At 69.6% G+C, this 22,969-nt stretch carries 22 protein-coding genes; 6 read left to right on the plus strand and 16 right to left on the minus strand.

Annotated elements, in window-relative coordinates:
- Positions 1-30 precede the first annotated feature (30 nt).
- From KXC42_RS17185 to KXC42_RS17195, 3 genes are all read right to left on the minus strand, one after another.
- Positions 31-384, minus strand: coding sequence for a WXG100 family type VII secretion target (locus KXC42_RS17185; RefSeq protein ID WP_257605836.1), 354 nt, complete (start codon positions 382-384; stop codon positions 31-33).
- A gap of 130 nt (positions 385-514) precedes the next feature.
- Positions 515-2,029: a type VII secretion-associated protein gene (locus tag KXC42_RS17190; protein ID WP_231911948.1), complete on the minus strand. Its 1,515-nt coding sequence runs from the start codon at positions 2,027-2,029 to the stop codon at positions 515-517.
- Complete coding sequence (locus KXC42_RS17195; protein WP_033097164.1) at positions 2,029-6,012, minus strand: type VII secretion protein EccC; 3,984 nt, start codon at positions 6,010-6,012, stop codon at positions 2,029-2,031. The genes KXC42_RS17190 and KXC42_RS17195 overlap by 1 nt, the downstream gene beginning before the upstream one ends.
- 195 nt (positions 6,013-6,207) lie before the next feature.
- Between KXC42_RS17195 and eccD the strand changes: the two genes are divergently transcribed.
- Both eccD and mycP read left to right on the plus strand, forming a co-directional pair.
- Entirely contained in the window at positions 6,208-7,659 is a 1,452-nt protein-coding gene (eccD, locus tag KXC42_RS17200) for a type VII secretion integral membrane protein EccD (RefSeq protein WP_231781809.1), read from the plus strand.
- Positions 7,656-9,023, plus strand: a complete 1,368-nt coding sequence (mycP, locus tag KXC42_RS17205) for a type VII secretion-associated serine protease mycosin (RefSeq protein WP_033096999.1) — start codon at positions 7,656-7,658, stop codon at positions 9,021-9,023. The genes eccD and mycP overlap by 4 nt, the downstream gene beginning before the upstream one ends.
- A gap of 1 nt (position 9,024) precedes the next feature.
- On the opposite strand, the gene eccB is transcribed toward mycP, so the two are convergent.
- Complete coding sequence (gene eccB / locus KXC42_RS17210) at positions 9,025-10,479, minus strand: type VII secretion protein EccB (RefSeq protein ID WP_033096998.1); 1,455 nt, start codon at positions 10,477-10,479, stop codon at positions 9,025-9,027.
- A gap of 276 nt (positions 10,480-10,755) precedes the next feature.
- Here eccB and eccE point away from each other — a divergent pair, with 276 nt between their 5' ends.
- Positions 10,756-12,330: a type VII secretion protein EccE gene (gene eccE / locus KXC42_RS17215; protein ID WP_257605837.1), complete on the plus strand. Its 1,575-nt coding sequence runs from the start codon at positions 10,756-10,758 to the stop codon at positions 12,328-12,330.
- Here eccE and KXC42_RS17220 read toward each other — a convergent pair.
- Both KXC42_RS17220 and KXC42_RS17225 read right to left on the minus strand, forming a co-directional pair.
- A complete protein-coding gene (locus tag KXC42_RS17220; RefSeq protein ID WP_019288595.1) occupies positions 12,318-12,893 on the minus strand; it encodes an NADPH-dependent FMN reductase in 576 nt (191 codons plus the stop codon). The two genes, eccE and KXC42_RS17220, sit on opposite strands and share 13 nt — an antisense overlap.
- Positions 12,890-13,495, minus strand: coding sequence for a TetR/AcrR family transcriptional regulator (locus tag KXC42_RS17225; protein WP_033096997.1), 606 nt, complete (start codon positions 13,493-13,495; stop codon positions 12,890-12,892). Before KXC42_RS17225 ends, KXC42_RS17220 begins: the two co-directional genes overlap by 4 nt.
- Positions 13,496-13,564: 69 nt before the next feature.
- Between KXC42_RS17225 and KXC42_RS17230 the strand changes: the two genes are divergently transcribed.
- The gene (locus tag KXC42_RS17230) at positions 13,565-14,707 is read left to right on the plus strand and encodes an acyl-CoA dehydrogenase family protein (RefSeq protein ID WP_033096996.1); all 1,143 of its coding nucleotides are present in this window, start codon (positions 13,565-13,567) and stop codon (positions 14,705-14,707) included.
- A 59-nt stretch (positions 14,708-14,766) separates the two neighbouring features.
- Entirely contained in the window at positions 14,767-15,669 is a 903-nt protein-coding gene (locus KXC42_RS17235) for a phosphotransferase family protein (RefSeq protein WP_033096995.1), read from the plus strand.
- A gap of 86 nt (positions 15,670-15,755) precedes the next feature.
- Here the strand turns inward: KXC42_RS17235 and KXC42_RS17240 are convergent, their stop codons facing one another.
- The 9 genes from KXC42_RS17240 to infA form a co-directional block, all read right to left on the minus strand.
- Entirely contained in the window at positions 15,756-16,757 is a 1,002-nt protein-coding gene (locus KXC42_RS17240; RefSeq protein WP_033096994.1) for an alpha/beta hydrolase family protein, read from the minus strand.
- A 35-nt stretch (positions 16,758-16,792) separates the two neighbouring features.
- Positions 16,793-17,629 (minus strand): tRNA pseudouridine(38-40) synthase TruA, encoded by an 837-nt coding sequence (gene truA, locus KXC42_RS17245; protein ID WP_230826281.1) that lies wholly within the window; start codon positions 17,627-17,629, stop codon positions 16,793-16,795.
- Between the two features lie 65 nt (positions 17,630-17,694).
- Positions 17,695-18,249: a 50S ribosomal protein L17 gene (gene rplQ / locus KXC42_RS17250; protein ID WP_006554582.1), complete on the minus strand. Its 555-nt coding sequence runs from the start codon at positions 18,247-18,249 to the stop codon at positions 17,695-17,697.
- 30 nt (positions 18,250-18,279) lie between these two features.
- Positions 18,280-19,341, minus strand: coding sequence for a DNA-directed RNA polymerase subunit alpha (locus tag KXC42_RS17255; protein WP_006554583.1), 1,062 nt, complete (start codon positions 19,339-19,341; stop codon positions 18,280-18,282).
- 101 nt (positions 19,342-19,442) lie between these two features.
- Complete coding sequence (rpsD, locus tag KXC42_RS17260) at positions 19,443-20,048, minus strand: 30S ribosomal protein S4 (protein ID WP_006554584.1); 606 nt, start codon at positions 20,046-20,048, stop codon at positions 19,443-19,445.
- A 22-nt stretch (positions 20,049-20,070) separates the two neighbouring features.
- Positions 20,071-20,484, minus strand: a complete 414-nt coding sequence (gene rpsK, locus KXC42_RS17265; protein ID WP_006554585.1) for a 30S ribosomal protein S11 — start codon at positions 20,482-20,484, stop codon at positions 20,071-20,073.
- Positions 20,484-20,852 (minus strand): 30S ribosomal protein S13, encoded by a 369-nt coding sequence (gene rpsM / locus KXC42_RS17270; protein ID WP_006554586.1) that lies wholly within the window; start codon positions 20,850-20,852, stop codon positions 20,484-20,486. Before rpsM ends, rpsK begins: the two co-directional genes overlap by 1 nt.
- Positions 20,853-21,061: 209 nt before the next feature.
- Positions 21,062-21,175: a 50S ribosomal protein L36 gene (gene rpmJ, locus KXC42_RS17275; RefSeq protein ID WP_003938068.1), complete on the minus strand. Its 114-nt coding sequence runs from the start codon at positions 21,173-21,175 to the stop codon at positions 21,062-21,064.
- A gap of 92 nt (positions 21,176-21,267) precedes the next feature.
- Positions 21,268-21,489, minus strand: a complete 222-nt coding sequence (gene infA, locus KXC42_RS17280; RefSeq protein ID WP_006554587.1) for a translation initiation factor IF-1 — start codon at positions 21,487-21,489, stop codon at positions 21,268-21,270.
- 219 nt (positions 21,490-21,708) lie between these two features.
- Between infA and dtd the strand changes: the two genes are divergently transcribed.
- Positions 21,709-22,146 (plus strand): D-aminoacyl-tRNA deacylase, encoded by a 438-nt coding sequence (dtd, locus tag KXC42_RS17285; RefSeq protein WP_033096992.1) that lies wholly within the window; start codon positions 21,709-21,711, stop codon positions 22,144-22,146.
- Between the two features lie 24 nt (positions 22,147-22,170).
- Here dtd and map read toward each other — a convergent pair whose 3' ends face one another.
- Positions 22,171-22,968 (minus strand): type I methionyl aminopeptidase, encoded by a 798-nt coding sequence (map, locus tag KXC42_RS17290; protein ID WP_006554589.1) that lies wholly within the window; start codon positions 22,966-22,968, stop codon positions 22,171-22,173.
- Position 22,969 lies beyond the last annotated feature (1 nt).

Below are 22,969 nucleotides of genomic sequence, written 5' to 3' on the forward strand. Positions count from 1 at the left end.
CGGAGGGCTGTGTGCCGGAGCGACCGGCGATCAGTTGAACGACCCGTTGAGCACCGAACCGCCATCGGGGTCGATCGCCGACAAGGACTGGGCCTGCTGGTCCTCGGCAGCGGCGTACGACCGTCCACTGGTGCGCACGGCTTCTGCCAGTTCGTCCAGGGCGTTCGACAGCTTGGTGTGGTTGACGTTCCAGCGCTCCATGATTCCGGCGAACTGTTCCGCCGAGCGGCTCCGCCAGACCGACGGCGCGGACTGCACCACGCCCGTCAGACGACCGAGGATCGCGTCGAGTTCGGCGCGGGAGTCCTGGAGTTGTCCCGCGACGACCTCCATGTTCGCTACATCGGTGGTGAGGTGATTCGAATTGCCGGTCGGTTGGGTCAACGGCGTACTCCTTCGCTCGTGCGTGGATCATCCGGCTCGGTGTCGAGCCGGTCCTGGCTCCTACATCTGGTTGGACGCACCCGATCCGGTATCGGTTCCGCGCCTTCCGAAATTCGTGGACCTACTTTTCTCACCCGCCCCGGAGGGTGTGGACGGCCTGCTCGCATTCACTCCGGATACGGGTCCATTCCCCCTCGAGGTACTGGCATCCCACGGAGACCTGAAGTCCGGGGAAGACCAGGACCGACCACCGCACCACCGAGTAGTCGTCGGGAACTTCGGTGTACGCCACGACCTTGCGGTCGGCGAAGGTCGTGTCGGTGTCGAGGTCGCGGATGACAGGTGCACGTTCGGCGGCCCGCTCCGCCAACGCGGAGGCGACCGAGCGCTCGTCGATCCCGTCGGGAAGATCGCGGTACACGACCAGGATCCGGCGATCGGTTCCGCCGACCGGTATCAGTTCCGCGCGCCCCTCGGGCACGGTCGCGGGGTCGCGGACGCGCCAGCCCTCCGGCAGGTCGAGGTGCAGCGGACCGGCGTCGATCCGCGTCGACGGGGAGGGACCGGCGTCGGCGGCCGACTCGGGCTCACGAGCGTCGGTCGGCGGCTCCTCTGCAGCAACGACTTCCGGCGGAGCCGGGACCTCCGCGTCTCCACCTTCTCCGGTGAGAAGCGGCCACAGGAAGATCGTAGCGGCGAGCAGGAACGGAATCACCGCCCCGGCGACGACCAGCGCGGGCACCGTGCCGGCCCGCCCGCCACGAGGGGGATCCGGGCGTGCGCACACCTCGCTGAGCCACGGCAGTGTCCTGTCGGGTCCGTCGGTCGTCGGAGCGATGGCCGGGGCTCTCGCGGTCCCTCCGGTTCCTGCCGGTGGCGCCGGAGGGCCGGTCACGGCGCTGAGCATCTCCGAGGCCGCGACGGGCAGCACCCGCCGACCCGAACCCACGAGATCAACTGCGAGAGAGAAGGATTCGACACCGGACGGTTCGCCCGGGCCGCCGGTCACCACCACGACCTCCGGCCCAGCCCCGCCGCACACCGAGGTCAGCAGGTTCTCGAGTCGCATCGCGGCGTCCGGGGAGTGCACCGACAGACCCGGATCGCGTGCGAGTCGTTCGACGGTCGGCCCGTCGGGTCCCGGCGGAGCGATGCTCACGGCGGTGACTCCCCCGGCGGCGAATTCGAGCACCGCACACCGCTCGTGCGGCGCAGGATCGGCGGCGCGCGCGGCGGCCACCGCGGCCGGAAGCAGGATCGTATCGCCTGCGACCTGCCGCACGGCGGTCCGGAAGAGATCGCGGCGCCGCTCGTTCCACCAGGTCGGGTGTATCGCGCACGCCACCCCGCCGATGTCCGGTGCACCCACGGTCGCTGCGGCGTAGGAGACGAGCCCGCTCAGCAGTTCTCCGAGTTCGGTTTCCCCTTCGACCGCGGCCGCATCCACGAGTTCCGTGACATCCATGAGTCCTGCGACGCCGGCCGGCTCCGACGGTTCCTCCGCTGCCGCTCCGTAGACCCGTCGGTCGCCGAGATCCGCGGCGAGAGCGGGCACGCTGCGCGTGGTTCCGGGCCATCCGATGTGGACGGATCCGGGTGTCAGCGTGAACGCGACCGCGACGACCGTCTCGTCCCGGAGCGCCATCACACCTCCGGCGCCCACGCGGTCTGGACGAGCGCCGTGCCGTCGCGTCGTACGAGTGTGCCGCGGCCCGGCGGCACCGGCGACGGACGGACCGCGCCGACGAGCGCTCCCTCGTCGCGGCTACCGCTCATGATCAGACCCGGAGTCGACAACTCCCGCAGACGCCCGAGGATCGGTTCGTACATCGCGCGTCCGGCACCACCCGAGCGACGCGCGACCACCAGGTGCAGGCCGATGTCGCGTCCCTGCGGGAGATAGTCGAGCAACGGCAGCAGCGGATTCTGGCCAGAGGTGGCGACCATGTCGTAGTCGTCGATCACCACGAACACTTCGGGTCCCGTCCACCACGATCGATCGCGCAGCTGTTGTTGCGTCGTGCCGGGGCCCGGCAGCCGGCGCTCGAAGATGCCGGCGAGTTCGCGGACCATGGCTGCGAGGACCGTTGCCGACGCAGCGTATCCCCCGAGATGGTCGCCGCCCATGACACCGAGCAGCGTGCGGCGGTAGTCGCCGACGATGATCCTGGTCTGCGCACCGCTGCCGGCTTCGACCAGTCCGCGGCACAGCCCTCGCAGCAGATTGGTCTTGCCGCACTCCGAGTCGCCGAAGATCAGCAGGTGCGGATGGTCGGTGAAATCCACCGATACGGGCGCGAGTTCGGATTCGTCGATGCCGATCGGGACGGAGAGCCGGGCCGCCGGGGACGCGTCGGCCGGTGGCGGCCACCCTGAGGGCAGAGCTGTGAGAAGGTCGGGCCGGTCGATGCGTTCGGGCAGCATGCGCACCGGTGGCGCCGAACGCCCCGGCGTGGCAGCACGGACGGCCTCGACCGCCGCTGCGACGCCGACCGCGAGATCGGCCGGATCGGAGCTTCCGTCCACCCGCGGCAGCGCCCCCAGGATGTGCAGGCCATCGCGGTCGATACCGCGTCCCGGCCGCCCTTCCGGCACCATCGCCGCTCTCTTTCGGCCGTACTCGGAGTCGGACGGGTCGCCGAGGCGGAGTTCGAGCCGCGTACCCAGCAGGTCGCGCATGGCGGGCCTCACGTCACCCCAGCGTGGGGCGCTGAGCACCACGTGGATGCCGTAGGACAGACCCTGGGCGGCGAGGATCCCGATCGTCTGTTCCAGTGCCTCGAAGTCCTGCCGGATGCTCGGCCAACCGTCGACGACGAGAAAGACGTCGCCGAACGGATCGTCGGTGGCCGGTGCGACCGCGTCGGCGCGCATCCGCCGCAGCTGAGCTATGGACTCGATGCCGTTCTCGGCGAAGGACCGTTCGCGACGACGCAGCAGCGACATCATCTCCGCGACCGTGCGGCGCACCCGGTCGGTGTCGTGCCGCCCCGCGACGGAACCGACGTGCGGCAGGCCGGCCAGACCGGACAACGTGCCACCACCGAAATCGAGACCGTAGAACTGCACCTGCTCGGCGTTGTGCGTGAGGGCCATCGACAGGACGAGGCTGCGCAGCAGTGTGGACTTCCCGGACTGCGGGCCGCCGACCACCACGACGTTGCCGGCCGACCCGGACAGGTCGACCACCAGCGGGTCGCGGCGTTGCTCGAACGGCCGGTCGACGACACCGACGACGGTGCGCAAGGTTGCGTGACGCGGCACGTCGCCGGTGAGCACCGACCTGGGCAGCAGCATGTCGAGCGACGGGGAGTCGTCGAGCGGAGGAAGCCACACCTCGTGCGCCGGTGTTCCGTGCCCCCGCATCCGGTCGACGACCACCTCGAGCACGCTCCGGCCGTCGCCCGTGGGAAGAACCGGGAGCGGCTCCGTGACCGGGGCGGGCGGACCGGCGTCGACCGGCACCGCCCGCGCGGTGAAGAGCCGGGGCCGGGACGTGCCGGCCGGCACCGCCGATCGGGTGCGCCGGGTGGGGCGGCCGGGCTCGTACGGCCCCGAGACGTACGCCGCGGAGAACCGCTGGATGTCGGCGGAATCGGTCCGCAGATATCCGGCGCCGGGTGTCGACGGCAGGTGGTAGGCGTCGGGAACGCCGAGAACGCTCCGCGATTCGTTTGCGGAGAAGGTCTTCAGGCCGATGCGGTACGACAAGTGGCTGTCGAGACCGCGGAGGCGACCCTCGTCGAGTCGTTGGCTGGCGAGCAGCAGGTGCATGTGCAGCGACCGGCCCAGGCGTCCGATCGCCGCGAAGAGGTCGGCGAATTCGGGCTGTTGAGAGAGCAGTTCGGAGAACTCGTCGACCACGATGAACAGCGCGGGCAGCGGGTCGAGCGGTGCACCTGCCGCCCTGGCCTTCTCGTAGTCGCCGACGTTGGCGAAGTTGCCTGCGGTCCGGAGCAGTTCCTGGCGGCGGTTCATCTCGCCTTCGAGGGCGTCCTTCATGCGGTCGACCATCGCGATCTCGTCGGCGAGGTTGGTGATCACCGCCGCGACGTGCGAGATCCGGTCCAGACCGAGGAAGGTCGCGCCGCCCTTGAAGTCCACGAGGACCAGGTTGAGTGCCTCCGGCGGGTGCGTCGCCACGAGACCGAGGACCAGCGTCCGCAGGAACTCGCTCTTTCCCGATCCGGTTGCGCCGATGCACAGTCCGTGCGGTCCCATCCCGTTCTCGGCGGCCTCCTTGAGGTCGAGTTCGACAGGCGCACCGTCGATGCCGACACCGATCGGTACCCGCAGGCGGTCGCGCCCGCGGCGTGGCACCCATACCTGCGCGGGGTCGAAGCGGGCCACGTCCCCGAGGCCCAGCAGCTCCTGCCAGCTCGACGGCCGGTCGTCGCCGGCGCTCTCGTCCACCGCTCCGCTCGTCACCCGGTACGGCGCGAGCAGTCTGGCCAACGTCTGTGCCTGCGGAGTCCCGATGCCGTCGGCATCGGCGAAGATGTCGACGTCGGTGCCGGTGGCGACCCCGACCCGTCCTTCCTCGACCACCAGGCGCAGGCCGCGCGTCGCGCTGAGCCGCGTGGCGTAGCCGGAGAGGTCGAGCACGGTCACTGCGTCGAGACCGTCGTCGAGCACCCCCGAACCCGATCCCGTGACCCCGCCGTCGACGACCACGACGAGGTGCACGGCACCCTCGGTGGCCGGGGCGTTCCGGACGAATCTGCTGCGACCGGCGAGGACCGCCGCGAGATCGGTCTCGAGTTCGAACAGCGAACCGAACACCGTGCGTGCACTGCCCGCACCGTCGCGCAGGACCGGGTTCTGCGCATGCGGCAGCCACTTGATCCATTCCCATTCCGCAGCGGTGTCGGGCCCGCACACGACGGCGACCTGCAGTGTGTCGGGACCGTGGAAGGTGCACGCCTGCGCGAGCATCCCCCGAGCGAGCGAGCGCGCCGCGCTGCGATCGCCCTCGAGGCCGATCGCCGCGAAACCCCGCAGCGACACAGCCGTGGGCAGCGCCTGCACCACCGAGTGCGCGCGCACGAACCTGCGCAGCGACAGGGCGGCGACGGGTTCGAGATCCTCGACCGGCCCGGTGTCCGGAGGCACGAGTCGGGTCGCGAGTCGCTGCCCGCCGCGCCCCACCCTGAGGTGACCGAAGTCGGGATCGGTGCTGCGCCGCTCCCACATCCGGACGGTGCCGGCGAGGGTCCACAGCAGGGCCGGGTCGGGATGCGACCATTCGAGCGCCCGACGTTGTTCGTGCGCCGTCTCGGTGACCTCGCGCCGGAGCTGGTCGAGATAGCGCAGATAGTCCTTGCGGTCCTCGTTCGCCTCGGCGGTCTTCGTTCCCCCGCTGCGACCACCGTTGGCGAGCATGCCCACCAGGGACACGACCATCATGAGCGGGAAGATCATCGCCATGGGGCTGCGTGCGGCGCCGGTGGTGAACATCAGCGCGACCATCCCGATCATCGCCGCGACCATCACGAGCGGGAGCAGTCTGGTCACCAGATTGCCGGGCGTGGCCCGGGGAATGTCCGGTGGCGGTTGGACACTCACCTCGCCGCTGGGAGCGCGCGGTGCCTCCCGCCGTGCTCTGCGTACGAAACGCACGGTACTCACGTTCGTCACCCCCCGGAACGCCGTCGGCCGCCCCCTACGGCCCCACGGTCGTGGAAGACTAACCCATGGCTGCGACCTTCCGTGCTCCTGTTCGCCCCTCGGTCCCTCGACGGACAACTCGGGTACGACACCGGTCGGGACGATGTCGTATGGTCTGCGTCGTTCGGACTGCAGTGACGGGGGGAACCGAGGCCGATGACATCTGTGCGTGCGCGATCCGAGACCCCGGGGCAGGTGGGCGCCCCGGATCTGTGCCGGATCACCGTGCTCGCCCGCCACACCGAGGTCGATCTCGCACTGCCCCTCGACGTTCCGGTGGCGCTGCTGCTCCCGGGGATCGTGAATCTCGTCGCCGGCCACCGGCCCGACAACGACTTCGACGCGACACCCGAACGCACGGAACCCGACGGCTGGGCGCTCGCCCGGATCGGTCGGGCCCCGCTGTCCGGTGCGCTGAGTCTCGACGAGCACGGCGTCCGCGACGGGGAGATCCTCGTCCTGGAGGACGCCGGATCCCCCGCTCCTCCACCGTTGTTCGACGACGTCATGTACAGCGTCGCGGCCTCGGACCGGACCACGACGCCGTGGGGTGCGGGCCCGTCGGGTCTCATCGCGGCCGTCCTGGGTCCGGTCGCCCTCGCCGCGGGCTGCGTACCGTTGCTGTTCCTGCCCGACGGCGCGAGCCGTCTCGCCCTCGGAGCCGTGTGCGCCGCGCTGCCTCTCCTGGTGCTGCTCGCCGCAGGCATCCTCGCCCGGCTCCACGACGATCGACGGACCGCGACCGCGCTGCTGTGGTGCGCCTTCCCGCTCGCAGCGACGGCCGGGGCGCTGCTCGTTCCCGGCGAATCGCCGGCGCCGCGTCTCGTCCTCGCCGCGGCACTGACCGGTGCGGTCGCAGTGCTCGCCGTGCGTGCCACCCGCATCGGCCTCGCACCGTGCACGGCGGTCGCCGCGACCGCCGCGGGCGTCGTCGTGACGGCCACCCTCGCATCGACCACCGAACTCGAGGCGCGCGCCCTCGGAGCCGGAACGGTGGTGGTGGCGCTGCTGCTCGCCGGCACGGCACCACGCCTCGCGGCGATGCTCGCGAAACTCCCCATCCCCCCGGTCCCTGCTCCGGGCGCTCCGCTCGAACCGGAGACCCCCGAGAGCAGCGTGTCCGGGTTGCCGTCACAGGCGGAGCTCGAGCACCGTGCGAATCGGGCACGGAGCGCGCTCACCGGAATCGTCCACGCCGTCGTCCTACTCACGGCGGGCGGAGCGTGGTGCGCCGCGTTCCCGTTCGACGGAGACGTGTCCGTGCCCGCGGTAGCACTGGCCGTGGCGTCGGCCGTGGTCCTGGTCTTCCGAGGCCGCACCTACACCGCGACCGCGCAGGCGGCTCCCCTCGTGGCCGGTGGCGCGGTACTGCTGCTCGGGCTGCTCGTCGGTGCGGCAGCGAGCGGAGCGTTGCCGCCATGGGCGGTGTTCGCATCCGCTACGGGTCTCGCGTGTGCCGGTTTCCTCTTCGGTGTGGTCGCGCCGCGACGGACGTTCACCCCGGTACAACGCCGGATCGCCGAGATCGCGGAGTACGCGACCATCGCCACCGTCGTGCCGTTGGCCTGCTGGGTCGCCGGTGTGTACGCGGCGATCCGCGGACTGTGACGGTGCGGCTGTCACACCGGTTCGCGGTCCTGGCCCTCGCCGCCCTGATAGCGACCACTACTCCGGGTCTCGCGACCGCCGCGCCCCCGGTACCCGATCCGGCGCAACTGCCCGCCGGCGCGACGCCTGCGCCTCCCGAGGCCACCGAGATGCGGGTGCTGTGCGCAGAACTGCCGGATGCTCCCGACGGACCGCAGATCCCTCGGGCACAACGCATCCTCGACTTCGCGTCCGTGTGGCCGATCACCCGGGGAGCGGGGCAGGTGGTCGCCGTCATCGACACCGGGGTCCATCCGCATCCGCGGTTGCCGGCCCCGAGGCCGGGTGGCGACTACGTGTCCACGGGTGACGGCACCGAGGACTGCGACGCGCACGGCACCCTCGTCGCCGGCCTGATCGCGGCGCGGCCGACACCCGGATCAGGTTTCGCCGGTGGCGCACCCGACGTGGGGATCATCGCCATCCGCCAGTCGAGCGGCCATTTCTCCGACCGCTCCCGATCGGACGACGATGCCGCGCGCAACGCCTCCGGATACGGCGACGTACGGACCCTCGCGGCGGCCGTCCGGCAGGCGGTGGATCTCGGCGCCACCGTCGTCAACATCTCCGAGGTCGCCTGCCGGACGGTCGCCGAAGGCCTCGTCGACGGTCCGCTGGGAGCGGCAGTGCAGTACGCGACGGATGTACACGACGCGGTCGTCGTCGCGGCGGCCGGCAACACCGACACCTGCCGCGAAGGCAATCCGCGCTCGGCGGATCCGGCCGATCCCGGTGCGGATCCGTGGGATTCGGTCGTCACCCTGGCATCACCGGCCTGGTACGACGAGTACGTCCTCACCGTCGGCGCGGTCGAGGACGACGGCACACCGGCCGGGTACAGTCTGCCCGGGCCGTGGGTCGACGTCGCCGCTCCCGGGAGCGGGCTCGTCTCACTCAATCCCGGCACCGACGGTCTGGCCGACCTGATCCCCGGCCCCCAGGGCGGCAGACCGGTGTCCGGGACGAGTTTCGCGGCGCCGCTCGTCGCGGCGACGGTCGCGCTGGTGCGCTCGCGGTACCCGCAGTTGTCCGCCCGAGAGGTGATGACGCGCATCGAGAGCACCGCCCACTCCCCCGCGGAAGGATGGAATCCTCAGGTGGGCCACGGGGTCGTCGACCCGCTCGCCGCCGTCACCGCGCCGCTGCCGGCCGGGCGCGCGGAGCCGATGCCGGCGGTTGCCGTCGCCGAGCCGACTCCTCCCCCGGTACCGGATCACCGGCCGCGCACAATCGCACTGATCTCGGCTGCGGCCGTGATCGCCGCGACCGCCCTCGTTCTCGTCCTCACTGCACCGGCACGACGACTCGCCCGATCACGGACCTGAATCAGTTGCCCGCCCCGACGGGGACCGCCTCCGGGTCGGCGGCGACACCGTCGTGTGCGAGCAGCGCCTGTTCCCGGCCGAGCGCGGGTCCCGGAGCGAGCAACTGCAGGATGGGCCACGGGACCCGGGCGGGTGGATCCGTGAAGCCGAGTGCCGCAGCGGCGTCCGCATCGGTGATGCCGTACCGCACGCCGGTGTCGGCGACGTAGAACAACGAACCGAGACGGTCGGTGTCCGAGGTCAGCGAGGTGGTCTGCACGTATCTGCCGCGGCCCGGCGGGATGTGGATCGCGTCGACCTGCGGTCCGGCATCGTCCGCCTGGGCCGGGACCACCGGCACGGCGTCCTTGCCGGTGGGCAGGGCCGTCCCCGCGGACAACCGCAGAGTCGAGCGGTGCCGGTCGTTCTCGCCTGTGCCGGGCTGCCAGGTGGAGCACGCCACAGGCCTCTCCCCCGGATCGACGATGCGCGGGACGACCTCGGGAAAGGTGTCGACCGGCAGTTCGTGCACGACCGGCGCGGCTGCGAGGACGTCGGGTGGAATCACCGGAATCTCGGGTGCTCCTTGCGAATCCGAGAAGTGGATGAGATGTGCGGTGGCCCGCGAGACCTCCTGCACACCGTTCTCGAGCACTACGTGGAAACTCTGCCCGTCCGGTTCGGACACCGCGACGACCGACCCGACTCGCACACCCGGGATCGACATGCCCGGGACACCTCCGGCGCCGGTGATGTGGGGTGCCGCCAGCTTCGGCGATTCCGGCACGGCGGCGAGCAGTCCGGGACTCGCGGGGCGCGCACGGGAGACGTCGATGCCCAGCAGGCGCACGAGCGACCGGTCGTTCGGGTCGATTTCGGCGCGTCTGCCCTCGTAGAGCAAGTGGTATCTGCCGTCCGCGGCCACGAGGAGCGCTTCGTCGTCGGCGAGCGCCGAGCCTGCCCGGTGGTCGGGTGTGCCGGCGAGCACGGCGGTGGTCGAGGACTGCAGACCGTTCGGGTCGGCGACGTCGCACACCGTCCACGGCACCTCCTCTGCATCATGGACCAGGGAGGACGGCGCACCCGGGATCCCCACCAGCGGTCCGCGTGGTCGTGTCGTCAGTTCCTCGTCGGCTACGACCGCCGGTTCGGTGGGCGATCCGAGGATCAGCCGGGCCGACGCGAGATTCAGGACGGGATGGAAGGTCGTGCCGATCGCGACGTAGAGCGCACCGGAGTCGCGTCCGACGACGACGGAAGCATCACCGATCCGGTCCTGGGGGCGGAACAGGGCAAGGGCGGCACAGCCTCCCAGCACGACACACGCGACGACGACTCCGACGACGAACGCCCGGAACTGGGAACGCATGGGATCGTGGATCATTCGTACGTCGCCCCGCACCAACGCATGATCCATGCGTCGTGCCAGGAAACGGTATCCACTGACCTGCCATCGCGTGGTCGGTTGCGCTGCCATCGATCTCCCCCCGTACGGCACGCTCTCTGGCGCAACACAGTACAGTCCAGTCGGGCGTCCACCACAGGCGCTCCGCGCGGTCAGGGGGAAGGTCGGCACCGCGCCGGAATCATTGCCGGCCGTCGTTCGGGGGGATCGATGCAACGAACCGTCTTCGAGTCGGGGGATTCACGGGTCAGCACAGCGCCCACCGGTGCACGGGTCAGCACAGCGCCCACCGGTGCACGGATCAGCACAGCAGCAGGTGATGCGAGAAGCCGTGTCGCCGTGCGGCTCGTGGGTGCCCAGTGCGTCGCCGCCCTCGTATGGACGCTGGCGGTGGTGTCGGGGGCGTCCGTGTGGGTGGCCTGCGCGATCGCCGTGCCACCGGCCGCGCTGTGCCTCGTGCGGGTCGGCGGACGCGGCACAGCCGAATGGATCGCGACCGTTCTGCGCCGACGCCCGGACGACGTCTCCGTCTCGGGTGTCCTCCGCGACTTCCACGTCGGGTCGGCAGTCCCGGTGGGGGTGCTATGGGACGGCCCGTACGCGACCGTGGTTCTCGAACCGTTCTCACCGGCCGGTGCGATCACCCGACTCGGGCGCGACAGCGAGGAGACGGGGCGAACGCTCCCCCTCGACGCGATCGCCGCCTGCCTGTACCGGCACGACGTCGTCCTGGACGGGATCGATGTCGTGGTGCAGGGGCGCCGGGTTCGCGACTCGACCCCCGCGGGGCAGGCCTACGCACAGTTGCTGGGCCCGCTTCCCGCCGCGGCCGAACGCACGGTGCGGGTGGTGCTCCGACTCGACGTCACGTCCTGCGCGGCCGCTGCCGCCCGTCGGGGCGGAGGCTCCGAGGGTGCCGCCCGGACCGTCGTCGCGGCGGCGCGGCGCGTGATCCGCGCGCTCGGCGACGCCGGGTACGGTGCGCGACTGCTCACCGCGAGCGAGATCGAACAGGCCGCGCTGCGCATCTCCCACGGGGTCCCGGCGGCGGAGTGGGCCCCGACGCGCCGGCACGTCGCCCTGGCCTCCGCGTTCGACTCGGGCGGCGCCTTCGACCCACGTCGGATCGACCGCCGCCACACGGCGGCGATCTGGTCGCATCCAACTTTGGCGTCGACACTGGTCCTCCGGTTGCGACCGGGTGATGACGGGTCGGTTCGGGTCGGGGCGCTGGCACGGTTCACCACGCGCGAGGCGGACGTCCCCTCGGTGGCCGGACTGTTCCCGGCGTACGGACGTCACGCCGAACTCCTCACAGCGGCATTGCCCCTCGGGGTTCCGCAACTGGAAGACCGGGTTCCCTTGCGCGAATCGCGTAGCGGGGAACTCGACGCCCTCGCTCTTCCGGCCGGTGGGTGTGGGCAGCTCATCGGATCGGACGACGCCGGTCGCGCCGTCACCGCGCGTCTCACCGGTCCCGGAGTCCGCTCGGTCCACATCGCGGGCGAGTTGTATCTCGCCCAGCAGGTGGTCTTCCGCGCCGTCGCGGTGGGGGCACGGGTCGTCGTCCACACCGACCGGTCCGGTGCGTGGCGCGGCCTGGTCGGATCCGCGGCCGGACCCGACCGGCTGCGTCTGGCGGGCGAGTACGCGGGCGACCACGATTTCGACACGGTCGTCTACGACGGCGTCCCGCCCACCTCGTCCATGCCGCACGCGACCGCGATCCACGTGCACATCCACCCGGACGGATGGCCGCGCGAGCGCCCCACGGTGTCGTTGCTCCAACCCGGAGCGGCCGGGGGCCGTGTGGTGCTCACGGTAGGCGGCGAACGCACGCCTCTCACCCTCGTGACGATCGCGGCGGAGAGCACCCATCTCGGCCGGTCGCGCATGCCGGATCCGGCGCCTCAGCCGGGATAGCGGTCGAGGGCGGTTCCGGCGCGGACGGTGCGGGCCCACCAGGCGATCTGGTCGAGCATGCGTTCCGCGCCGTCGATCGCGGCCTCGTCCGTGGTGGTGCCGTCGGCCGCGAAGGCGTGCTTGACGCGGTGGAAGCTCACCGACTGCCGCACCGGCACCATGTGGACCTCGACGACGACCTGCCGCAACTGCTCGACCGCGCGCAATCCGCCGGACAGGCCACCGTAGGAGACGAATCCGACCGGCTTGGTGCGCCATTCGTGCTTGACGGTGTCGATGGCCGTCTTCAGCGCGGCGGGATAGCCGTGGTTGTACTCGGAGGTCACCACCACGAAGGCGTCCGCAGCACCGATGCGACCGGTGAAGGCGTCGGCGTCGGGACCGCCCGAGAGGTCGTGCGGGAGCGGAGTCTCGGCGAGATCGAGAACGCCGACGTCGAACTCGGGCCGACGCCGTGCGGTGGCCGCGAACCAGTCTGCGACGACCGGCGCGATGCGACCGGCGCGGACACTCGCGACGACGACCTCGAGGCGGATCGGATCGTTCGGTGCAGCCGTGGTCATAGGGTCGATCGTAGGTGCGGTGCGGTCGAGAGCCCGTGCGCGAGCAGTGCGGCGAGTTCCCGGTAGGCACGTGCGTCCTCGAGACCGGTCGCCTCGGCCACCTGTCGTTGCTGGATGCGGACCATGACCGAGGCGACGACGTCGGCGACGAAGGCCGCGTGGACGTCGCGCAGTTCGCCGGCCGCAACTCCCTCGGAGATGAGCTGGCGGACGCGGTCGGCGGCGAACCGGGTGTTGCGTTCGTAGACCTCGCGCGCGACCGGCGTGTGGGCGATGTCCTCCATGAACCGCGTGGAGGCGGGTTCGAGTTCGCGCCCCACGGCCTCGAGATAGGTGCCGATGCGAGCCTGGGCGTCCGCGGCCCGCGCGACGTCGGCCTCCACCCGGTCGGCGGCACCCTTGAAGAAGTGGACGGTCGCCGCGTAGACGAGCCGGTCCTTGTTCTCCGCGAGTGCGTAGAGCGTCGATTTCGAGCAGCGCAGACGCGCGGCGATGTCGTCGAGGGTCAGGTGCGCGAAGCCTTCTGCCAGGAACAACGCGACCAGATCGTCGAACAGTTGCGCCTGCCGGGCGGTGGGCCGCCGGCTACCGACTCTTGCCATACCGAGAACAGTACTGCAGTATCGTCCTCAGTACTATTTTTGGTCCCCAGTCTTCCAGGAGGAACCACCGTGCCCGTCGAGCGTCTGCTTCCCACCCGCGAGGCCTACGACCTGATCGACCTCACCCGCGACGTCGCCGACAAGGTGCTCGCCCCGCGCGTCGACGAGCACGAGCGCAAGGAGACCTTCCCCGAGGGCGTCTTCCCCGCACTCGGCGCCGCAGGGCTGCTGAGCCTGCCGTACCCCGAGGAGTTCGGCGGCGGCGACCAACCCTACGAGGTCTACCTGCAGGTCCTCGAGGAACTCGGCGCCCGCTGGGCTGCCGTGGCGGTTGCGGTGAGCGTGCACGGACTGTCGTGCTTCGCGCTCGCCACCCACGGCACCGACGAGCAGAAGAACAAGTGGCTCCCGGAGATGCTGGGCGGCAACACCATCGGCGCGTACAGCCTCTCCGAGCCGCAGGCCGGATCCGACGCCGCGGCCCTCGCGTGCCGTGCGAAGCCCGTCGACGGCGGCTACCGCATCACCGGCTCGAAGGCGTGGATCACCAACGGCGGCAAGGCCGACTTCTACACCCTGTTCGCCCGCACAGCCGACACCGGCAGCAAGGGCATCTCGTGCTTCCTCGTGCCCGCCGGCACCGAGGGCCTGTCCTTCGGCAAGCCCGAGGAGAAGATGGGCCTGCACGCCATCCCCACCACCTCCGCCCACTACGACGACGCCTTCGTCCCGGCCGAGCGCCGGATCGGCGCCGAGGGACAGGGACTGCCGATCGCGTTCAGCGCACTGGATTCCGGACGCCTGGGGATCGCCGCCGTCGCGACGGGTCTGGCCCAGGCCGCCCTCGACGAGGCGACGGCCTACGCCAAGGAACGGCAGGCCTTCGGCAAGCGCATCATCGACCACCAGGGCCTCGGCTTCGTTCTCGCCGACATGGCCGCCGCCGTCGACTCGGCCCGCGCCACCTATCTCGACGCTGCCCGGCGCAAGGACGCCGGCCTGCCCTACTCGCGGCAGGCGTCGGTGGCCAAGCTCGTCGCGACGGATGCCGCCATGAAGGTCACGACCGACGCTGTGCAGGTCCTCGGTGGATACGGCTACACCCGCGACTTCCCGGTCGAGCGCTTCATGCGCGACGCGAAGATCACGCAGATCTTCGAGGGCACCAATCAGATTCAGCGACTCGTGATCGCGCGGTCCCTCGCGGGGTGAACGATCACAAGCCGGAAGCGACAGGGGTTTTCGCGGCGAAAGATCGCTAGAGTGCCTTCATGCCGGACGCCCTGGAGCGGCTCACTCCACAGCAACGCCACCTGCTGACGCAGCGGTTCGGCCGCATCGTCGTGGTCTCCGACATGAGTTGGGGACTGGTGTCGACCACTGTCCTCGAGGTCGACACCGACGACGGGCTGCTGGTCGTGAAGGCGGGCGGAACTCCGGATCGGCACATCGGCCGCGAGATCAGCGCGCACGAGCGGTGGACCGCTCCGTGGGTACGGTGCGGTCGGGCCGCCCGCATGGTGTTCGCAGACCGCGCGACGAAACTCGTCGTGACGGAATACCTTCCGGGGCGGCTCGTCCTGGGCACCGCCGCGTCGTCCCGTCTCGACGTCTACGAACAGGCCGGCGCGCTGCTCGCCCAGTTCCATCGCCAGGAGCATGTGGTGGACGAGGGGTACGAGCGATCGGCGAACACGAAGACGCTGCGGTGGCTCGCGGCGCCGCACCGTATCGGTCCCGACGTCGCCGGCCGATTGCGCTCGATGGTCGAGGGATGGCCGACACCGACGGCCACCCTGGTGCCCACCCACGGCGACTGGCAGAGCCGCAACTGGCTCGCCGACGACATCGGTGTGGTGAAGGTGATCGACTTCGGGCGTGCCGCGATGCGCCCGGCGGGTGAGGACTTCGAGCGGCTCGCGGTACGCGAGTTCCTCCGGGTCCCCGGTGCCGAGCAGGCCTTCCTGCGTGGCTACGGCGAGGATCCCCGTGAGGAGGACGCCTGGTTCCGCCGACGTGTCCGCGCGGCGGTCGCGGTCGCGGTGTGGGCCTTCCATGTGGGCGACGACTGCTACGAGGCCGAGGGCCACCGCATGATCGCCGAGGCGCTCGGCCGCTTCCCTGTTCGCTCGATGCGCTCATCAGCAACGTCCTCGAGTTCCTGGACTGGCTGATCCGACGAGCATGTGAGAACGCCCGAGGGGGTGAGGTCGCGGACCTCACCCCCCCCGGGTGTCTTTTCGAGCGCAGCGCTCTCGGCTCAGGCGCCGATGGCCTCGCCGAGCACGGGCCACGACTCGTACAGGGCCTCCTGCCAGTAGCCCCAGGTGTGGGTACCGTCGGGCCGGACCGAGTAGGTCGCCTCGACCCCGGCTGCGTCCAGCGCACCGCGCAGTCGCGTCGTGCAATCGTTCACGCCGGCCTCGATGAGCCCGAGCAGAGCCACATCGGGAAGGACGGCGACACCGTCCTGCTCCCATGCCTTCAATTCGTACGGACCCGGGACACCGCTGCTCGTGGAGACGTACACGGCCTTGCCGCGCAGCTTCTCGGCGTTGAGCACGACGTCCTGTTCCGTCCAGTGCTCACCGGCGACCGGTCCCCACATGTTCTCGACCTCGCCCCCGCCGAACGCGACGACGATCTCCGCATAGCGCGAACCGATCTCCGAGGCGGTCTCGGCGCATCCGCTGTACGAACCCACCGCCTGGTAGAGATCGGGCGCCTGCTGGGCGAGCGCCAGCGCCGACGTCGCCGACATCGACACACCGGCGATCGCGTTGCGGCCGCTCGCGCCGAGCGTCTCGTCGACCACCGACGGGATCTCCTCGGTGAGGAAGGTCGTCCACTTGTTGCGTCCGAGAACGGGATCGTCCTCGAGCCAGTCGGTGTAGTAGCTGAACGCGCCACCGACCGGAGTGACGACGTTGACGTTCTTGTCGCCGAAGAACTCCACGATGTCGGTCTGCTCGCGCCAGGTCGCCCGGTCCAGTCCCCCGCCGGCACCGTTGAGCAGGTAGAAGACCGGTCGCGGCGCGCTCGTGTCGGCCGGTCGCAGCACCTGCAGCTCGATGGTGCGTTCCATCGACGGCGAGTACACGAACAGCGACCAATCGCGGTCGGTGTGCTTCTCGATGCGTTCGACGGTCGCGCTCTGCGACCGGGTCTCGCCGGTCGCGGCGGCCGGGAGATCCTCGGCGTGGGCGACCGCGGCACCGGACAGGACCAGCGACGAGACGGCGAGCGCCCCGATCGTCCCCATCAACGCAAACCGTCGTGCGCGCACATTCGTTCCCTTCATCCGCAACAGCCGGGCGTGATGGGCCCGCGCATCTCCCGCGTCGCAGCGTTGCGCGCGGCGAGTTCCTCGTCAGCAGGGTAGTCGACGCGAACCAGTGACAGGCCGTGGGCCGGTGCCACCGCGACGGACGCCGCACGTTCGCGTTCGTCGAGCAGGGCCGTCATCCACTCGACGCTGCGACGCCCCTCCCCCACGGCCAGGGCCGCGCCGACGAGGCTGCGCACCATCGACCAGCAGAAGGCGTCGGCGCTGACATGGGCGGTGAGGATGTCACCTTCGCGGGTCCAGTCGTATCGCTGCAGTTCACGTACGGTCGTCGCACCCTCCCGCCGCTTGCAGAAGGCGGCGAAGTCGTGCAGGCCGAGCAGCGACTGCGACGCGCGTTGCATCGCATCGAGATCGACGGCCTTCGGCCACGCGACGGTGTCGCGGGCACGCAGCGGCTCGGCGCCGTACACCGCTGTGGTGAGGCGGTATTCGTAGTGGCGCCGGATCGCCGAGAAACGCGCGTCGAAATGTTCGGGGGCGACGGAGATCCCGGTGACCCGCACGTCGCGGGGCAGGAACCGTGCGAGACGGCGGACCCAGCGCGACGGATCGTCGGGCAGCACCGCGGTGGGGACGTCGACGTGGGCGACCTGCCCGGAAGCGTGCACGCCGGCGTCGGTGCGACCGGCGACGGTGAGCAGCACGGGGGTGCGGACGATCGCGGAGAGCTTTTCCTCGATCTCCCCGCACACCGTGCGACGTCCGGGCTGCCGTGCCCAGCCGGAGAAGTCGGTGCCGTCGTACGCGATGTCGAGTCGCAGACGGGTTGTCTCGTGAGAAGCCACGAGCCCGCCGCCCTCGGAAGGGTCGGCGGGCTCGTGAGCTTCAGCAGATGCCGAAACCAAGTGGATTAGTCCTTCTTGGCCTCGTCCGCCTCGGGTGCGTCGGCAGCCGTGGCGTTGGTGTCCTCGACACCCTCGACGACGGCGTCGGCGTTCGCGACCTCGGCGTCGGTGGCCTCGGCCTCGACGGCCTGGACCGCGTTGTCCTCGGCGGGTGCCTGCGAGGCGGCGACGCGGCGAGCGCGGTCGGCCTCGGAGGTGACGGTCTTCTCGCGCACCAGCTCGATGATGGCCATGGGGGCGTTGTCGCCCTTGCGCGGCATCGTCTTGATGATGCGGGTGTAACCGCCGTTGCGGTCCTCGAAGGAGGGACCGATCTCCGCGAACAGCGAGTGGACGACGTCCTTGTTGCGGATGACCTTCAGCACCTCACGACGCGAGGCCAGCGTGCCGGCCTTGGCGTGCGTGACGAGCTTCTCGGCGTACGGGCGCAGGGCCTTGGCCTTGGCCTCGGTGGTGGTGATGCGGCCGTGCTCGAAGAGCGCGGTGGCCAGGTTGGCCATGAGCGCCTTCTGATGCGAGGCCGATCCGCCGAAGCGGGCGCCCTTCTTGGGCTTGGGCATGATTTTCTCCTAGTAACGGACCGTGAGCTGCTACAGCTGCTCGGTCTCGGCGTAGTCCTCGTTGCCGTCGTTGTCACCGAAGGAGCCGGCCTCGGTATCGCTCCAGGTACCGGTCGCGGCGTCGTAGCCGGCGACGGTGCTGGGGTCGAACGATGCCGGGCTGTCCTTGAGGGACAGGCCGAGCGAGTGCAGCTTGACCTTGACCTCGTCGATGGACTTCTGGCCGAAGTTGCGGATGTCGAGCAGGTCGGATTCCGTCCGTGCCACGAGCTCGCCGACGGTGTGGACACCTTCGCGCTTGAGGCAGTTGTAGGACCGGACCGTGAGGTCGAGGTCCTCGATCGGAAGTCCGAAGGAGGCGATGTGGTCGGCCTCGGCGGGCGAGGGACCGATCTCGATGCCTTCTGCTTCGACGTTCAGCTCACGAGCCAGACCGAAGAGCTCCACGAGGGTCTTGCCCGCCGAGGCGAGCGCGTCCCGCGCGCTGATCGAGTTCTTGGTCTCCACGTCGAGAATGAGCCGATCGAAGTCGGTGCGCTGCTCGACGCGGGTCGCTTCCACCTTGTACGTCACCTTGAGCACCGGCGAGTAGATCGAGTCGACCGGGATACGGCCGATCTCGGCGCCGGACGCCTTGTTCTGCACGGCAGGAACGTAGCCGCGACCGCGCTCGACGACGAGCTCGATCTCCAGCTTGCCCTTGTCGTTCAGGGTGGCGATGTGCAGATCCGGGTTGTGGATGGTGACACCGGCCGGGGGCACGATGTCGCCGGCCGTGACGGTGCCCGGCCCCTGCTTGCGGACATACATGGTGACCGGCTCGTCCTCTTCGGAGCTCACCACGAGACCCTTGAGGTTCAGGATGATGTCGGTGACATCCTCCTTCACCCCGGGAACGGTGGTGAACTCGTGGAGAACGCCGTCGATGCGGATGCTGGTGACAGCGGCGCCCGGGATCGACGAGAGCAGGGTGCGACGAAGCGAGTTGCCGAGGGTGTACCCGAAGCCAGGCTCGAGCGGCTCGATGACGAACTTCGAGCGGTTTTCAGCGATGACCTCTTCGGTCAGTGCGGGTCGCTGAGAGATGAGCATCTGTTGCCTCCTTGTGGGCGTCCGCCATATGACGCCCTAGTGGAATGGAGCGGTGTCCTCCCGCCCGGACGGACCGGAGGACACCACGACACCGAGGTGTCTTACTTCGAGTAGTACTCGACGATCAGCTGTTCCTGCAGCGGGATGTCGATCTGCGCGCGCTCGGGGAGCTGGTGGACCAGCACTCGCAGACGCGGGCCGACGACCTGCAGCCAACCCGGAACCGGGCGCTCGCCCTGGGTCTCGCGGGCGACCTGGAAGGGCAGCGTGCTCAGCGACTTCTCGCGGACATCGATGATGTCGTACTGCGAGACGCGGTAGCTGGGGATGTCGACCTTCTTGCCGTTGACCAGGAAGTGGCCGTGGCTCACCAGCTGGCGGGCCTGACGACGCGTGCGGGCGAGGCCGGCACGGTAGACGACGTTGTCCAGGCGCGACTCGAGGATGACCAGCAGAACCTCACCGGTCTTGCCGGGGCGGCTTGCGGCCTCTTCGTAGTAGCGACGGAACTGCTTCTCCATGACGCCGTACGAGAAGCGGGCCTTCTGCTTCTCCTGCAGCTGGAGCAGGTACTCGCTCTCCTTGATCCGCGCGCGGCCGTGCTGGCCGGGCGGGTAGGGGCGACGCTCGAAGGCCTGATCGCCTCCGACCAGGTCGACACGGAGACGACGCGACTTACGGGTAACGGGACCGGTATAACGAGCCATTTTTCTTTACCTTCCTTTCCCGTTAGACGCGACGCCGCTTGGGCGGACGGCAACCGTTGTGGGGCTGCGGGGTGACATCGGAGATGGTGCCGACCTCGAGGCCTGCGGCCTGGAGGGAACGGATCGCCGTCTCGCGGCCCGAGCCCGGGCCCTTGACGAAGACGTCGACCTTCTTGACACCGTGTTCCTGCGCCTTGCGGGCGGCGTTCTCGGCGGCGAGCTGTGCGGCGAACGGGGTCGACTTGCGCGAACCCTTGAAGCCGACGTGGCCGGAGGACGCCCAGGAGATCACGTTGCCCTGCGGGTCCGTGATGGACACGATGGTGTTGTTGAACGTGCTCTTGATGTGAGCGGCACCGTGCGGAACGTTCTTCTTGTCCCTGCGCCGTGCCTTCTGGGTCTTCTTCGGACCGGTGCTGCGTGACTTGGGAGGCATTACTTCTTCTTTCCTGCGACGGTGCGCTTCGGACCCTTGCGGGTGCGGGCGTTGGTCTTGGTGCGCTGTCCACGCACGGGCAGACCACGACGGTGTCGCAGGCCCTGGTAGCAGCCGATCTCGATCTTGCGGCGGATGTCCGCCTGAACCTCGCGACGGAGGTCACCCTCGACCTTGTAGCTCTCCTCGATGTACTCGCGGAGCTTGGCGAGGTCCTCGTCCGTCAGATCCTTGCTGCGCAGGTCCGGGTTGACACCCGTGGCCTCGAGGATCTCCTGGGAGCGGGTACGGCCGATGCCGTAGATGTACGTGAGTGCGATCTCCATCCGCTTTTCGCGGGGAAGATCGACACCTGCGAGACGTGCCATGTGGCATTCCTATTCGGTGTGCGGAGGTCTGCTCCCAGCCCGTCCCCTGCGTCGAAGAACTGTGTGATTCAAAAACACAGTGGGGCCCCGGCCTCCGTACCGGGGGTTGATCGCGCAGCTCCTCGACGGATCGAGGATCGTAACCACGCGACTGGTGCTGGAAGGTCTTCGTGCTTGTTGCCAAGCAGATCTTCGAGACGAAGGTGGATCTAGCCCTGACGCTGCTTGTGACGCAGGTTCTCGCAGATCACCATGACCCGACCGTTACGGCGGATCACCTTGCACTTCTCGCAGATCTTCTTGACGCTAGGCTGAACCTTCACGTAAGTCCGATCTCCTGTATGTGCGCCGCCGGACACGGCAGAGCCGGCCCGGCGACATGATTCTCCCCGACCGTGTGGCCGGGGAAGCTTCGTTACTTGTAGCGGTAGACGATGCGTCCACGCGTGAGGTCGTAGGGAGAAAGCTCCACGACAACGCGGTCCTCGGGAAGGATACGAATGTAGTGCTGACGCATCTTTCCGCTGATGTGGGCGAGAACCTTGTGCCCGTTCTCCAGCTCGATGCGGAACATCGCATTGGGCAGCGGTTCGATTACCCGGCCCTCGACCTCGATTGCCCCGTCTTTCTTAGCCATATCCTCCGCGATCCGTTGTTCGGCGTTGTGGTTGCATCGGCATCCGTTACCGTGACGCTCGGCAACTCCGGGACCGGACACGAACCGAGATTCGAAGGAATTCGACACGGGACCGATCGGAGCGCAGCGCGCACCACCGATCAATGGTACGGGAAGTTGACCGTCCAGGACAAATGAGCTCCGGCACACTCGTGCCCACGACCAGGAGGAGGACCGCACGTGCGGGCGTTGATCCAGCGGGTGACCACGGCGGCGGTGGCGGTCGACGGAGCCGAGGTGGCTCGCATCACGCCGGCCGAAGACGGTCACGGTCTGCTCGTGCTGGTCGGCGTCACGCACGACGACGACGAGACCAAGGCCGCGACGCTCGCCCGGAAGGTGTGGACGATGCGCATCCTCGAGGACGAGCGATCCGCCTCCGACGTCGACGCCCCGATCCTGGTGGTCAGCCAGTTCACGCTCATGGCCGACACGAGGAAGAGCAGGCGTCCGTCGTGGTCGGCCGCCGCTCCCCGCCCGATCGCCGAACCTCTCGTCGATGCGTTCGCGAACGCTCTACGAGATCTCGGCGCGACGGTGGAGACCGGGAAGTTCGGGGCCCACATGGAGGTGAGCCTCGTCAACGACGGACCGGTCACGCTCCTCGTCGACGTATGACGCCGCGGAGTACGACCGCTCGCGTCACTCCGGCCGGACGGTGAGGATACGGGGGCCGTCCTCGGTGACCGCTACCGTGTGCTCCCAGTGCGCGGCCCGGCTGCCGTCGACGGTCACCACCGTCCACTCGTCGTCGAGGACCTCGGTCTCGTAGGTACCGAGGGTGAGCATCGGCTCGACGGCGAGCACCGATCCGACGACGAGCTTCGGGCCCTTGCCCGGCTTGCCTTCGTTGGGGAGGAACGGATCCATGTGCATCTCGCGCCCGATACCGTGACCGCCGTAGCCGTCGACGATGCCGTACAAGCGGCCGTGCACCTTCTCGGCGGCATGCGTGCCTTGCTCGATCGCATGCGAGACGTCGGTCAGGCGGTTGCCCGGGAGCATCGCCGCGATACCGGCCTCGAGCGACAGACGGGTGGCCTCGCTCAGGTCGATGTCGGCCTGCGACAGCTCCCCGATCCCGAAGGTCCATGCCGAGTCGCCGTGCCAGCCGTCGAGGATCGCGCCGCAGTCGATCGACACGAGGTCGCCCTCGGCGAGCACCACCGACACCGACGGGATGCCGTGGACGACGACCTCGTTGACCGACGAACAGATCGAACCGGTGAAGCCGTGGTAGCCCAGGAAGGACGGAACGGCCCCCGCATCGCGGATGACCGATTCCGCCACCTGGTCGAGTTCCAGGGTGCTCACGCCCGGCTTGGCGGCCTCGCGCACTGCGACGAGTGCGGCACCGACCACGGCTCCCGCCGCCGCCATCGCGTCGAGTTCACCCGAGGTGCGGAACGGAACCACTGAGCGCTTGCGCCCGAAACCCATG

The organism is Rhodococcus sp. LW-XY12 (genome assembly GCF_019317345.1).
Taxonomy (GTDB): Bacteria; Actinomycetota; Actinomycetes; order Mycobacteriales; family Mycobacteriaceae; genus Rhodococcus; species Rhodococcus pyridinivorans.